General features: G+C 45.0%; 14 protein-coding genes. 1 reads left to right on the top strand and 13 read right to left on the bottom strand.

Annotated elements, in window-relative coordinates; translation table 11 throughout:
• Positions 1-39: 39 nt before the first annotated feature.
• Positions 40-735, bottom strand: coding sequence for a conjugal transfer protein (locus PGZ10_RS04150; RefSeq protein WP_270540750.1), 696 nt, complete (start codon positions 733-735; stop codon positions 40-42).
• A gap of 179 nt (positions 736-914) precedes the next feature.
• On the opposite strand from PGZ10_RS04150, the gene PGZ10_RS04145 reads away from it, so the two are divergent.
• Positions 915-1475: a TetR/AcrR family transcriptional regulator gene (locus tag PGZ10_RS04145; protein WP_074133959.1), complete on the top strand. Its 561-nt coding sequence runs from the start codon at positions 915-917 to the stop codon at positions 1473-1475.
• Between the two features lie 75 nt (positions 1476-1550).
• Here PGZ10_RS04145 and PGZ10_RS04140 read toward each other — a convergent pair whose 3' ends face one another.
• From PGZ10_RS04140 to PGZ10_RS04085, 12 genes are all read right to left on the bottom strand, one after another.
• Entirely contained in the window at positions 1551-2459 is a 909-nt protein-coding gene (locus tag PGZ10_RS04140; protein WP_119225502.1) for a conjugal transfer protein, read from the bottom strand.
• A 16-nt stretch (positions 2460-2475) separates the two neighbouring features.
• Complete coding sequence (locus PGZ10_RS04135; RefSeq protein ID WP_270540749.1) at positions 2476-3480, bottom strand: bifunctional lytic transglycosylase/C40 family peptidase; 1005 nt, start codon at positions 3478-3480, stop codon at positions 2476-2478.
• On the bottom strand, positions 3477-5843 hold the full coding sequence (locus PGZ10_RS04130) for a CD3337/EF1877 family mobilome membrane protein (RefSeq protein ID WP_270540748.1): 2367 nt from the start codon (positions 5841-5843) through the stop codon (positions 3477-3479). Before PGZ10_RS04130 ends, PGZ10_RS04135 begins: the two co-directional genes overlap by 4 nt.
• Positions 5840-8293 (bottom strand): ATP-binding protein, encoded by a 2454-nt coding sequence (locus PGZ10_RS04125; protein WP_119225499.1) that lies wholly within the window; start codon positions 8291-8293, stop codon positions 5840-5842. Before PGZ10_RS04125 ends, PGZ10_RS04130 begins: the two co-directional genes overlap by 4 nt.
• The gene (locus PGZ10_RS04120) at positions 8277-8669 is read right to left on the bottom strand and encodes a conjugal transfer protein (protein ID WP_074134021.1); all 393 of its coding nucleotides are present in this window, start codon (positions 8667-8669) and stop codon (positions 8277-8279) included. The genes PGZ10_RS04125 and PGZ10_RS04120 overlap by 17 nt, the downstream gene beginning before the upstream one ends.
• 90 nt (positions 8670-8759) lie before the next feature.
• Positions 8760-9248 carry an antirestriction protein ArdA gene (locus PGZ10_RS04115; RefSeq protein ID WP_166460173.1) on the bottom strand — a complete coding sequence of 163 codons (489 nt, stop codon included), beginning with the start codon at positions 9246-9248 and terminating at the stop codon, positions 8760-8762.
• 25 nt (positions 9249-9273) lie between these two features.
• The gene (locus PGZ10_RS04110; RefSeq protein WP_074133967.1) at positions 9274-9768 is read right to left on the bottom strand and encodes an antirestriction protein ArdA; all 495 of its coding nucleotides are present in this window, start codon (positions 9766-9768) and stop codon (positions 9274-9276) included.
• A gap of 73 nt (positions 9769-9841) precedes the next feature.
• Positions 9842-10348, bottom strand: coding sequence for a superinfection exclusion B family protein (locus PGZ10_RS04105; protein WP_074133969.1), 507 nt, complete (start codon positions 10346-10348; stop codon positions 9842-9844).
• 186 nt (positions 10349-10534) lie between these two features.
• The gene (locus tag PGZ10_RS04100; RefSeq protein WP_002570387.1) at positions 10535-10756 is read right to left on the bottom strand and encodes a hypothetical protein; all 222 of its coding nucleotides are present in this window, start codon (positions 10754-10756) and stop codon (positions 10535-10537) included.
• Positions 10757-10807: 51 nt separating this feature from the next.
• The gene (mobT, locus tag PGZ10_RS04095) at positions 10808-12031 is read right to left on the bottom strand and encodes a MobT family relaxase (RefSeq protein ID WP_079768236.1); all 1224 of its coding nucleotides are present in this window, start codon (positions 12029-12031) and stop codon (positions 10808-10810) included.
• A 152-nt stretch (positions 12032-12183) separates the two neighbouring features.
• Positions 12184-13581, bottom strand: coding sequence for an FtsK/SpoIIIE domain-containing protein (locus tag PGZ10_RS04090; protein ID WP_074133971.1), 1398 nt, complete (start codon positions 13579-13581; stop codon positions 12184-12186).
• A 108-nt stretch (positions 13582-13689) separates the two neighbouring features.
• A complete protein-coding gene (locus tag PGZ10_RS04085) occupies positions 13690-14418 on the bottom strand; it encodes a hypothetical protein (RefSeq protein WP_118633426.1) in 729 nt (242 codons plus the stop codon).
• Positions 14419-14506 lie beyond the last annotated feature (88 nt).

Here is a 14506-nt window from a genome sequence, read left to right as displayed (position 1 = left end):
AATGTAAATCCTCCACTTTTGTTTATAATTGCAGTGATATTAGAATTGATACTCTGCAATATTTTTGAAATCATTGTTCAACACATAATATACCTTATTTTTAGCAACGGAATATACAAAAGAAACTCTGGTTGCCCAAAGTCCTTCCTGACGTACTGACCTAAGTACATCAAAGGCGTTGGAAATAGAGAAGTTTTCTCCATATCCTTGCAGTAAATCCTTTGCCTTTTCATATCTGTTATCCCCAGATAAAACATATGGATTAGTCAATTCTGGTTTTAGAATGGAGTAATTTGTTATTAAGGAATATTTTTCTTTTTCCAAGCGATACCCAATCCCCGGTTCAATAATGAGAACACGCCCATTTCTATCCGAAAACATAGCCTGCATAGTAGTGTCAGGTGCATAAGTAATTTTCTTTTTTTTCACTATTTCCAATGAATCGTCAAAAGAGAGATTGCCTTTTATAAAGTTTTCTGTCAAATCAGCTATTGTATAGCATGATTCATTACCGCAAAATTGTGCATTGTCATTTCCATGTACATACAACAATGTGCCAACATTCCCATTTCTATTGATTCCGTGAAAAGAGTGGTACTTATTATCGGACATTTTTATCCCTATAAAAAAATGGTCTTTTTCGGTAATTACAGTATGTTCCCATTCAGAAAGGTCAATATCAAAATTGAACCCAACAATGGTTTCTTTTCCATTATACACAAATCTTGTACACATATTTGTATTTCCTTTCGCAAACTAATTTAAATAGTATAAAAACTAACTACATTAGTAATTTTAAATATTATAAGACTGTTTGTCAATACAAGAGTTCATTTTTTCTAACCAAATTATTGACTTCATTAATTTGATTAATTAAAATGAAGTAAATGATGTGTAGAAAGAGGAAAATGAATATGCGAGTTACAAAAGCCGAAGTTATAAAAACTGCTTCTGATATGGCTGATAGAAATGGACTTCATAATGTTTCTTTGAAAGCTATTGCTGAAAATTTAGGGATTCGTACCCCCTCCTTATATAATCATATAGGAAGTTTGGATGAACTTCTTAGGGAGATAGCACATAGTGGTATGCGTACTATGAATGAAAAAATGATTCGTGCAGCAATCGGTAAGACAGGGGATTCAGCGTTAAAATTAGTGGCAGTTGAATATCTTAATTATATGATTGAACATCCCGGTGTTTATGAAATAATTCAATGGGCTAGTTGGAATGGAACAGAGGAAACAGCAATCATTTTTAATGATTATCTATCTTTACTTAAAACACTTATTTGCTCATGTGGCTTTAATCCAGATAAGACCACTGAAATTTTGAGCATGGTAACAGGTATGCTTCATGGTTATACAACTTTACAATTAAGATATGCTTTTTCTAATCCTGATAAAGTAAGAAAAGAATTATCCGAAGCAATTGACACACTACTATTGGGAGCTAATCAAAAATATAAAGACTAATGATAAATTTTAAAAAGAAATACTTTATAAGAGAAACGTGCAAATCTCAAATGAGAAATGCACGTTTTTCTATAACTATTTCACAATCTTCCAGTTTTCCCCGTTCTTTTCCAGCACAAGGTCAAACTGCGATACCTGTGTTGTCATGGTCTGGTTATCCAGATATTTTACTGCTAGGGAAGCGGTCACCTGATTTCCGTTTCGGTTGTAGACCGGATTCACCAGTTCCGAGAAAATGTATTCTTTTCCCACAGGTTTCAGCACACCCTCATTTACATAATAAGTCAGCTCCTTTGCGGTTGCCGTAGGGTACAGCTTGAAAAAGGTAGTGAGAAATTCGTTGATTTCCTCCGTGGTGATGGAATCCACCGTACCGTCACTTTGTACCGCTTTTGGGGTGTAGCCGGATTTTACAGGAACGCTGGTGATGGTTGGGTTCTGGATAATCGTCAGGTTTCCAGAGCCGTCCACATAGACCGTCACCTGATAGGCGGAACGGACGGTTTTACTGGATTCTCCCTCTGTGATACGCTGTTCCACTGTATAGGTCACTTGATAATGCTGCTCCTTTTCTTTTGTAATTTCCCATATCTGGAAATCAGTCAGGGCAGACGATACGGGGATGTCCTTTCGGACAGTATCTACATTCAGGGCTTGCAGCTCTCCGGTGAGATAGCCTTTTAAAGCATTTGTCCGGTTATCAATGGAAGCGGCGGACTGTTCCCATGAATAGTAGACTTCTGCGAAATTCTCCACAAAATTTTCTATCTTGTGGGTGTCGAGGATGGTTTCCTCAATCACTTTGGTTTCATGGACAGTATGAATGTCTATCGCCGTGAAATTCTTATAGACGGCAAACAGGAAACTCACTGCCAGCAGCACCCACAGGGCAATCACGGTTTTTTTATGAGTATTGACTTTGTAAACTTTCAACTTCTTTTCTTTCTGCTTTTTCTGGTTTTCCTCTTTTCTAATCTGAATCATATCAAGTCATCCTTTCTTATTTTTTGATTCGTCCGGCTCCGGCAAGGTGCTGTTGCCAGTAGGAGCCTGTCAGGTCTGCGTAACCAATGGGATTTCCGGCATGGTACATCCGGTTATTTCCCACATATAGCCCCACATGGGTGATGTAGGTTCCAGCGTTGTAGGTAGAATGGAAAAAGACCAAATCCCCTGCTTTTGCTTCGGACAGGGGGATGTGCTGCGTCACATTATACTGTTCCTGTGCTGTCCGTGGCAGGGCGATTCCTGCCTTGCCATAGCACCACTGCACCAGTCCTGAACAGTCAAAGGAAGTGGAGGGAGAATCGCCCCCGTACACATACGTCCAGCCCTCATACTTTAAGGCTTCCTCCATGATAGCCTGTACCGTTTCATCATCAAACTGTGCCACGGTCAGGTATTGCGATACCAAGAGGACATAGAACATATTTCCATAGGAATACCGCCAGCCCCCGTTTTTCTCTACCGCAACAGGGTTGGTGTAGGTGACTTTTTTTCCGCCGGATTTGTCCCTTGCGAAGCTCTCTGCCAGTTTAAAGGTGTACCTTTTCCCACGTCCTGCCACATAGTCTAGGAAACCGCCGCCGTAGTTGTAGGACTGAATCACACTGTTTAAGTCACAGCCCTTTGTTTCTGCCGCTGCGAGCAGTTCCGAGAAATATTTGCAGCCCTGTTTGATGGATTCCTCTGTGCTAAGGGAGTTCGGGGGAAGCCCCAGAGATTCCGAGGACTGCATAACGTCTTCCAGCGTGCCGCCGGATTCCACCTGAATGATGGCGAGCAGCACATTTAAGTATTCCTCTATGCGATATTCCCTTGCATACTTTTCCAGCATAGGCTTATGGGCGAGGACTTCCTGTGATACGCTCACGCCCCCATAGATAAGGTTTCCGCCGCTTCCGCCGTCTTCCTCATCCGAGAAGACAATTACCACCAAAAGGAGCAGGGAGAACATCATCACGAACACGCCGGAACAAGCAAAGAAAAGGTGTCTTAACTTCATGGTTTCTCCCCTTTCTTTTGTTTGGCAGCCGCTTTTACCGTTTTTGTCCACTCCTTTCTGGCGGTGGTACGCCGGATGGTAAAGTTCGATTCTTTTACCACAGGGGCAGCCCGTTTTCTTTCCGGTATCACAGGAGCCGTATCATTCTGGACAGGTCTTGCCGGATGGGGAGCAGCAGGGGTGATGGTGGGACTTGTCTTTTGTCTTTCCTCTGGTTTGTCTGGTGAAACCGGAGGGAGTATCTGGCGTTCCGTCCTTACTGGCGGTGTTTGCTCATGGTGGATGGAAGCTGCTTTTACCACCGGAACCGAAGCCCGTTCCGCCACAGTTCCCCCATAAGAAACCTGTCCCCGTTCCCTGATGGATGGGGAAGCTGGCTGCATGGCTGGTTTTCCTGCATGATGTCGGAAATCTTCTGGCTGCTTTGCAGTAACAGGGCGTTCATGGACAGGAGCCGCCCCTTTGGGTGCTTCGGAAGCTGTCTTTTGCGGCTGTTTTGCCTGTTCCAGTTCCGCCCTGCGTTCTGCAATGGTCTGTCTGCGGCTTTCTGCCTGTGCGTTTCGCTGTTCGGCTCTGGCAGTTCGGGTCTGGGTCACGCTGGAAGTAAAATCCCGTACTCCCTCTGATACCTGTGTTTTCCCGTGGTAAAGGGCGTACTTTGCATTGACAGGCAAATCCTTTGCCTGCTCCCGAAACTGTCCGGCAGTATCGGCTATCTTATCTTTGGTATCTGCCACTGCACCTACCGCAGAGCCAGCCCGTTTCCATGCGGATTCCTTTTCCGGTGCTGCCTGTCCGTCTGGTCTGCTGTGGTCTGCCTGCGTCCGTTTGGAAGAGCCGGAGCTGGAAGCAGTTCTCTGGTCTGAGCCAGCCTGTTTTCCTGCATGGTAGGCAGCCGTACCAGCCCCAAGAGCCGCCACAGAACGTCCTAACTTATGCTGTAAACGGTGCATATGGGCGTGCATGAGCATACGGGGTCTTCGCATGATACGGCTCCCCATGCTTTGGGAATCCCCACTCTGTAAGGAGAACATCCCCATCAAATCCCCCAGCTTGAAATAAATTCCAGCAAAGGTCACTATCTGCAAGAACGCCGTCAGGAAGAACGGGTATTCCCCAGACAGGTTGTAGAGCATGGTGGAAATGCTGAACGCTACCGTGATAATCAGGGTGATTCCGGCTCTGGTAAGGATGGTATTGAACAGCTTTGTAATGGCACGTTTTGACATCCCCTCAAAAGAGGGAACCATGCTAAGGAGGAAGCTCACAGGCAGGAACATGGCGTAGATAATAAAAAGTACCTGTGAGAAAATCATTATCCCCGTGAGCAGGAATACAAAAATGGAGATACCGATATTGAACATGAACAGGAAGAAGACGGTTCCCAAGCGGTTGATGGTCTTTGTGATGGTAAGGTTGGTGTTTTCCCTGTCTTCGATTTCCTCCACTACGATTTCTTCCCTGTCCTGCCCGTTGTTTTCGTCTGGACTGGTTGAGAGCAGGCGTTCCACACGGTCAGCCCCAAGGCTTTCCACATCCGAGTTGCCGTATTGCAGCAGGAGCCACGGCTGCTTGACCTGAATGGAAAACAGGCTGTCCCGTATCAAATCCACACTGTCTTTTCCTTGACTTCCCGAGTTTGGCAGCACAATCTTTGTACCAAGGGTCAGGCTGGCATTGCTGATGTCTGCGGAAAATTCATTGATTTTCCCGATATAATCAGGAGCATAGGCGATAAAGGCAGCGGACAGCACGAACACCACCACGAAATTGACAACGGCATGGATGGCTTTTGTGGTTTCCCGTTTGATAAGCCCTGTGTAGGCAACGTAAATCCCCACCACCAAAATGAGAATCAGCAGGAACCCGATATAAAATCCTTCCGAGGACAAGCCGCCTGTGGTAACGCCTGCCAAGGTCTGCATATTTTTTCCAATGGAATCCGCCGTAGAGGAAATAAAGTCCAGCGAGTAGGCTTCTTGAATCAGATACCCCGTGGCGTTGGAAAGGTACAGGCTGATTGTCCAGATAAAATTTGTGATGGCATACAGCCCGTACATCACCTGTTTTCCGATACCGTCCAGCCAGTTCCACGGGAGCCAGTCCCATCCGCTGTCCACATAAAAATCAAGCTGGTAGTTGTCCAGAGGATATTTGCTGTATTCGTTGGCAGCGTCTACCGTATCATCCACCAGTCCGGCAGCGTGGGCGGCTGTGCCGAAGACTGCCAGCAGCAGGAGGATGAGCAGGAGTGCCAGAAGCACTTTTCCTGCTATACTCCCGATTTTTTTAAAAGAGTTTTCTCCCTTTGTCCGGCAAGGGACAAGAGCTGTCCCCTGCTGGATGGGCTTTCTTATCTTCATTCCTCCACCTCTTTTCTAACAGGCGGTCTGGTGTCAAAGGCATGGAACAGGTCTTCAAAGATAGGATGGAACTGTATCACCCCCACACGCCCGTACAAATCACTGATAAGGCACTGTCCGTTTTCCAAGTCACGGAGCCGCTTCTGGTTGTTTTCATCTTCGGAATCCACCCCGAAAAAGGCGAGGGTCTTCTTGATTTCGTTGATGTCCGTGGAGCGGAATGCAAACTTCAAGCCCAGATTGTTTTTCAGCTTTTCATCCAGCAAATCGTCCGTGTTCTGGGTCACAAAGTAAACGCCTGCGTTCATGGCACGTCCGGCACGAACCAGCTTCATGGAAAGGGTCTTGCCCTGTGCCACCTGTAGGAAGCTCCATGCTTCATCCAAATCCACAATCTTAAACACGCTGCGGTCGGTGTGGATGAAGTCGAGGGCAAAGGTGCTGATTACAATGAGCATTGCCACGGAAAGCAGCTCCATTGTGGTGTATTCTTCAAACGAGATTTCCTTATCCGGCAGAACCAAATCCGCCACCTGAATGATATTGAGCTGCTTTTCAAGGCTGATGGACTGTGTGACATCCCCATCCGAAAAGAGCAGGTGTGCAAAGTCATAGTCCGTAAAGGATTCGATATGGTCGGCTATGCTGGTGCTGATGGTGGTTCCCTCCGCCCGAAGTTCCTCAATCACCTTGAAAAGTCCCCGTTCCTCACTGTTTGTCACTGCACGAATGGCTTTCCGAAGAACAGGGAACTTTTCCCCGTCACGGCTGGAAATGCCCGTTAAAAAGGTCAGGATGTCGATTGCCAGTGATTCGGAATCCTTTGGGTTCTCCATAATCACATACGGGTCGAGCAAGCCCCTGTTCTGTTCCTCCGAGGTCAGGTTTACGATATTGATTTCATGGGCGATTTCCGGCAGGGTTTCTTTCCACCGTCCCCGTTCTGCTTTCGGGTCAACAATGAGTGCCTGTGCCCCAAATAAAACGGAATAATAAACAATCATGTTGTTACTGAATGATTTTCCACCGCCGAGGGAGCCGACAAAAGCGGCAGCAAGGGCGTTGGTGACAGAGCCTTTTACTCCCTGACTGGCAAGGGCAGGCTTTAAGTACACGTTTCTTCCTGTATCAAGGCTGTACCCGATATAAATGCCCTCCGATTCCCCCAACATCTGGGTTGCCCCAAAGCCAAGACCAGCGAGGAAGTCACTGGTGACATACTGGATGTAATCGTTCAGATACCGTTTACTGGCAGGGAGAAATTCCCCATGCAGCCCCAGCATATCCCCAAAGGGGCGAACCAGCTTCACGTTCAAATCATCATAAAAATCTTTCACCTCATTGCAGCGGCGTTTCAGTTCTTCCAAGTCGGGAGCCGTCACACGCACTACATAGGACAGTTTGTACATGGATTCCTTGCTCTGGTCTAAGGTGGATTCCAGTTCATTTACGCTGTCTAAAGCGTCCACCACGTTTGTACTGGTTTCACTGTCATTCTGCCATGCGTGGTTGTCCAAATCTTTCAGCTCTTTTTTCTTGTTCCGCACCGTGGAGAGGGCTTTCCGGTTTGTGACAATCTCCACATTCATAGAGGTATCAATGGGAAAAGTAAATTGCTGCTGCTGATAGTAAAAGATTTCCGAGGATGGGAAGTCCAGTTCCCCCACAATGCTGTTGATAGTAAAGTAGGCGGCATAGACCGTCCCGTCTTCCTGTTCGATTTTCAGATACCGCTGGTTTTCCTCTATCAGACAACGGGTGGGTTTGATGAGGTCATAGTATTTCACCAGCGTTTCTTCCTGAAACCGTTTCTTCGGAAGATAATACTCATAATCTTCGTAGGCAGTTCCGGTCTGTCCGTATAAATGCTCAATCAGATAGCCAAAATCGTCCTTGTTAAGCCGCCGGACTTTGAAGCGGCGTGAGATTTTATTCTCCAACAGTTTTTCCATCTTCTGAAACCGCCAGATTTCCTCACTGCTCATGGAAACAAAATCCCCCATGAGTTTGTGGTTGACTTCATGGAGGAAATCGGAAACGGCGGTCTTTGCTTCCCTGCGAAATTGCTTCATGGTGACTTCCTGCTCATTGACAAGCAGCTTGAAGCCGATAAAAAAGCGGTAGTCCACCTGATTTTCCCCTATCATGGAAATGAGGGCTTCGGTCTGTGCGTCAATCTTTGCACAGGCAACGTCCTTTAACTTGCCCGTCACTTCCTGTTTGGAGCGTTCCTGTGCTGCCCGTATGCTGGATTCGGTGCTGATTTGCAGGGCGTGAATCTTCCCGTCCCTGTTCTGGGCGATAAGCTGCCGGAAGGAATCGTGTACCTGATATTTCTGTTCAGGGCTTAAAAAAGAATAGTTGTAGGGAAGCAGCTCATAGTAAGCGAAGCACTCCCCGTCATGGTTGAATACAAGGTTATTTTCGATATACTTAATCGGATATGCCATAAATATCACTCCTTACTGCCGTGATGGGTTGTGCCGGATATTCCTTTTCCAGCTTCACGGGCTTTCCTGCATAGGTCAGTTTCGGGCGTACCAGATATGCCAGTACGGATTTCAGGAAGCCGTAAGGCTTCTTCCCGTCAAAGGTCTTCTGGCACATGAACCAAGTGAGGGCAAAGGGTACGCCGAAGTATTTCAAAAATGCTCCGTCAATGAACGAAAGAGGAGGGAGGTTCCCCAAGAGCATAACCGCAAACACCGACATCACGAACCACGCCATCTGTGTGAACGTGATGGGGAATGGCAGTTTAAAATCATTGATGGAATAGAGTACCTTTTCCACCGACCAGATACTGGTATAGCTTCGTATTTTTTTCATGTTATCCGTCCTTTCTAAAAGATGGGGCAGCAAAAGCCACCCCTGAATCAAAAAATCCGCCTGTATTTCCTGAAAGAGATACAGACGGGTCTACCGTAAGATTTCATATACGCCGTGGTTTGTGACAACAAAGGTTCCCTCCAATTCCATGTCACGCCCATAGGCGGCATAGTCGATATAGTTTTGTAAGTGTGCCGGAAGTTCCCCAAGTTGTCCGCTTTCTTCCAGATAGCAGCGAGCCACATCCGCCATATCGTCACAGCCGGAATGGCAGATAATATCGTCTTCATGCTCACAGAGTTCTTCGATACTGCCAAAGTAGGATTGCAGCTCCGATAGTTCCTCCTGAATATATTCCGGTAAGTCCTCCACCATCTCACACAGGCGGTTGACTTCCTCAATGGGGGTATATTCGTCAATCGCAAAGGGCAGCTCATAATCATGGATGGCGTATTCCTCATACTCATCATTCAAGCCGATACGTTCCTTGACTTCCTCAAAGTCCACAGGTGGCGTGAACCATGCCCCTACCAGTTCGCCCTCATTGTATTTGCCTAAGTTGGCAATGTAAATCCGCATTTCCTCCAAGTTCCTCCACCTCCTTTTAGCGGTAATAAAAGATACCATTGTCCGTAAACAGGTAGTGTTCACTATTTTCCAGTTCCCGACCAATGGCAGCGTAGTCGATATGGTTCAACAGGTCTGGATGTACTTCTCCAAATAGCTGTACCTCCTGCACCAGATAACGGGCGAGAGCTTCCCCGTCCTGCACCGGATAGCAGCGTATCTGGTCTTTGTGGTCGATAAATTCTGTAAAGCTGGGAAACCACCGCTTTTGTACCACATCCATTTCATAATAGAGGGGCGTTCCCTGCATTTCCTGTACCATCCGGCAAAGGGCGTTGATTTCCCAGAGCCTTGTGTTGCCCTCCAATGGAAACGGCAGCTCATAGTCTTCAATTTCGATTTCTTCCTCACTCTGAACGCCAAGACGTTCCCTGATTTCTTCAAAATCCACAGGACAGGAAAACCATGCCCCAGGGTATTCCTCAAAATCCTCATGGTAAAACCGTGTGGTGTTCAGGATGTAGATTCTCATTTCCTCAATCAGTATCACGTCCTTTCTTAGAACAAAAAATGGCAACTAACTTTGTTTGTCAGTTGCCATTTTTCTAATAAAATATTCGCTTTAATTCTTCATCACTATTGATTTTTTTAATTACCCAAGGTTGTAAAAAATAATTGATTTGTGGGTCTAACATACTTACTAAATGAGTTTGTCCGGCAGGGGTTAATATTTGTAAATGTTGAAGTTCTATTACTAATCCATTGTTCATGGGTAATGGCAGGGTGTGAGTTGGTTCATGTAAAAACTCCCGAATGATTGTCACCTGTTCTGGTGTCATATTTTTCAAATATTTAATCTGAGCAGTTCCTAATTTCTTTGAAGCATACTTGTCATAAAAGAAATGAAAAATTTTAGATAGTAATAAAACTATTAGTAAGGCTGTGGAAATCACAAAAACAATGCCTATTGTAAAACCATATTTTTCCCGAAAATTTATAATATAAAACTTTTGGGCTAACTTTTGAGGCAATAATAATAATGTACCACTGGCAATAGATAAAGCTCCTAAAATGTTCGGTGGTAATTTCAAAAAATCAATAAAATCCTTCATACATTTCCTCCACTTTCAATTACTATATAAAGAAATTATACCACCATTCTTAGTTTATCTCAATTATCATACACTATCATATTACATCTTCTTTCTTTTGGGGAGTTACGCTCCCCAAGCTCCTAGTGGACTTCCGCCATGAAGCAATCAGAGCTTGCTCCATAACGGAAGTGTAACAAGGGTTTCCTATGCACCGATAATCTTATTGAACAGTTCCAGTAAGATGTCCTTTACACCGTCCGCATTGAAGACCAGCCCAACCGCTACAAGGGAAACTACCAGAAAACCGATAAGTTTGGAAAATTCCCTCTTAAATCCGAGGTACAGTCCAATTACCACGATTGCCAGCAGCACAAGGGACTGGGCGTTGGATAAAAACCAGTTGTAAAGATTCTGTCCGAAATTCATAAAAGCTCCTTTCTTTCCTGTAAGAGTTCTTAGGTTCCAAAATTGCCGCCGTTAAAGCACCACCTCCTTTGCAGCGGCGGCTTGCTGCTTCAGGATTTTTTCGTGCTTCTCCGTCAGCTTTGCATGGGTGATGATGTCATGGACAATCTGGGTGTGGTTCATCTTATCCAGACGGAGAGCCAGCTTTAATGTGGGTGCTACCTGATGGGAGAGCCAGTGCAGGGTGCGTTCAAAGGAATAGGGTTCCGGTTTGGTTGTCAGTTTCAGGCTTCCCCTGTGTTCCCCAATGAACCACGCCCATTCCTCACTGATACGCCAGTCAGAACGGGGTTTCGTATCGTCCTTGTCCACGAACCGGACATAGCGGTTGATGATTTGAAAGGCTGTCCGTTCTGGATTGTCATGTTCTAACAGGTCACGGATGGCGTAAAAGGCACGCTCATTTTTCAGCCGGATTTCAAAGCGGTTCTTTACCTCTGCGTCCGCAATGGGAATATCATGCTTTTTGTACTGCTCATAGTCCTTTTCGTAAATGCAGAAGTACACCTCACTTTGGAGGGAACCGATATACAGGGTGTTCCCCATACATTCTTTTTCCTCACGCCGTACCAGTTCGCCGCTGCGGTAGCTTTTGAAGCTGCGGAAGACCGAGATACATTCCTCATTCCGGCACTTCTCTGTCAGATGGGGAATGTTCAGGATTCCCGTTTTGTCATTGATGGCGAGGTCAAGCCGCTTCATCACGCCGTCCTCCATGAGAACATCCATGAAAAACTCATACCAGCTCCGTTCCTGTGCCAGCAGATAGCTTTCAAACTGGCGGCAGCCACGCCCTTTCAGTTCCAGCAGCACCCCTTTTTCCAGTTCCGGTGATACCAGAACGAAAATATCCCCCAGATAGTAATGCTCTGTGTAAGAGTAGAAACCGTAGTCTTCATGGATAAAGTAGGGGAGCTTTAGCCGCAGCACGTCTTCCACGATATGCTTCACATCCGTAGTGGGAAAGCGAATCCGCACATAGTCAAAGAGCATTTCAAGGGGAGCGTCTGGATTGAAGCGTTCCAGAGCTTCCGTGATGGCTTCCTGTAATGCTTCGGACGGGTGAGCCTTGCCCGTTTCAATATCGCTCAGGTACGGACGGGTGATTCCGGCAGCTAGGGCAAGTTTCTGTTGTGAGATACCGTAAACTTCCCGTTTCTCTTTGATGTCCCGTACCCATGTTTTTTCATTCAGTGAAAATCCCTCCTGTCTAAAAAAGCGTATGTCAACTTTCAGAGCCTTGTTGACACACGCCGGATATGGGGAAAATCCCTTGTGTACCGTGGGATTCTGCCCTGTTGTTTGATTGTTGCCTGTCGATTTGTACCCCTCTGTTAGATACGAGGGGTTTATGCTGGCGTGCCTTACGGCACACCAGCTACAGCAGGTCAGTCCGTTTCTGCGGCTTTTGCTTCGCACGCCGCCTGCACTCCCTGCCTGCTGTCTATGAGCTTTTTAATTTCTTTGAGGAAATCGTGTCCTTTTGGGACAAGGGGCGTGTAAAACTCCGAGATAACGCTGGTTCCCACATCCACATAGCCACGCCCTTTTATCTGCTTTAGGAAGAAGTCCTTTGTGGTTTCCCCGAACATCATCCCATAGCCCATTTCCGACATCCGCCCCAGAGCCACACGGAAATTGAACTGGTCACGGATTCCGTCCCCCAGATACTTTGCGTCCGGACGCTGGCAGGCGAGAATCAGGAAGAAGCCAGCCTGCCGCCCAAGCATAACGATTTGTTTTAATTTGTTGAGGACAGCGGCATTTTCTTTTGTGCCGAGCATTTCCATAAATGCCACATATTCATCAAAGATAAGGAAATTTGACGGAAGTCCCAAGTAAGCGTAGTTTTCCCCTGTCCGGTAATTCTCCATGAGCTTCATGTCTTCGCTGCGTTTCATCATTTCCTCATAGAAACGGTCAATGCAGGAGAGCATATCTTCCTTTTTGTAGTACACATCCGGCATAACCGCCTGTAAATCCGCAAGGTCGGCGTTCTTTGGGTCTAAGACGAACAGGACGGCGTTGGTGCGGAGCAGGGCTTCAATGAGAGTCAGGATAAAGTAGGTCTTTCCGCCGCCGGTTCCTCCGGCAATGAGCATATGGGGCAGCTTGTCATACTCCCACCAGACATTTTTCATAAGCCGGAGCCTGCCGTTCTTTGCCTGTACGTCCTCAATGGAGATACGGTTGGCAATGGTATCATAGAGCAGGGTGTACTCCACATAGGAATCCTTTAATTCCCTATCCGTCAGCTCACAGTACAAGCCGCTTTCCAGCTTTTTCTCCAAGTTTAAGAGCTGTTCTTGATATTTCCCCAAGGTGATTTCTACACGGATATGGAGCAAGCCCTGTTTCATCCGGTAGTAGATTTTGGGAAAGTAAGTGATGGTTTCTTTGGAACGGCTGGAAGACAAGTCCTTGAAAAAAGCGTCTTCCTTTCTCTGTTCAGATTCATACCACTTGTTTTCCAACACCATTCTTGCCAGCTTTTGGCGGTGGATGAGCTGCTTTACTTCATCCCTGCGGTATCGCCGGAACAGAAGAACTGCGACAAGACATACCATTCCTGCCACGCCCATGCTGAATAGAAGATAAGGGATATTTACATCCTGTGTTATCTGGGAGAGGGACACTTCCTGCCAGTTGGTTCCGGCAATTTGCCGGATATGAAACAGCAGGACAACCAGCAGGAAGACAGGAAACAGGGCGGCAAGGGCAGCATGGAACACAAGGTCTTTATCCGTGGGACGGATACGTTTTCCACGGGGGAAAAGCTGCTTCATGGGAAAGTTCTCCTTTTTAAGAATATGAAAAGCAGATAACTCAATAAAAATGAATTATCTGCTTTATGGTTTAATATGAATTTTGTATAATAGATAAAAAGTGTTATTTTAATCTTTAAATAACATACTGCTATAAGTGTATAATTTTTGGCTTATTGAATTGAAATAATATGTTTCATCACAATCTACGCTGCTAAAGTCTAAGTTATCCTCGTCTATGTCTAAATCAACATCTATGTTTTTGTCCATCAAGTTATATTTTTCTAATACTCCCATTGTTAAATATAAATTTCTACGAGTAATATTGTATAATTGTACGCATTCCTTAATATCTTTTGGGGAAATATTATGATTACTTTTGTGATTTTTTGAGGAAATTTTATATAAATAATGAAAGTTTTTTATGTCGAAATCATTAAGCATAGGAAGTGCATTTAACATTATCAAATCTTCTTGTGATATATCATCATTATGTTGTCCTATATCATTTAACATTAGTCCCATTACGCAGCAGGCTAATTTTGAATTTGACGAAATTATTTTGTCAAAAGAGTTTGTAATGAATTCAGCTTTGGATTGATTATCTACATATCTAATTAGTTTTTCAATACTTTCTTTATCAGCATTTTCATAGTTAAGTCCTTTTAAGAAATATTTGAACTTAATAATTGATAGTGCTTTCCTAGAATTATTTAAAAATTTAAGTGAACCTATTGCATCCTCTGCCAACTCCATTGTAGAGTCATTAAGAAAGATATCTTTGACGTCTGCATAGTCATCTGAAAATTTTACGATTTTATTCAATAAATCCGACATTTCTCCGACGAGTTTTTTCATATAGACACCCCTTATCTAAATATTTATTTACATAATACTACCATTTATTTTTTATTAAAACAACAATTTTCCCAATAGAAATAGAGGG

Origin of the sequence: Coprococcus sp. AF102-57 (assembly GCF_027686195.1) — a bacterium.
Classification (GTDB): Bacteria; Bacillota; Clostridia; order Lachnospirales; family Lachnospiraceae; genus Allocoprococcus; species Allocoprococcus comes.
The sequence above is the reverse complement of the archived record's forward strand: the minus strand, read 5'-3'. Positions and strand labels throughout refer to the sequence as shown.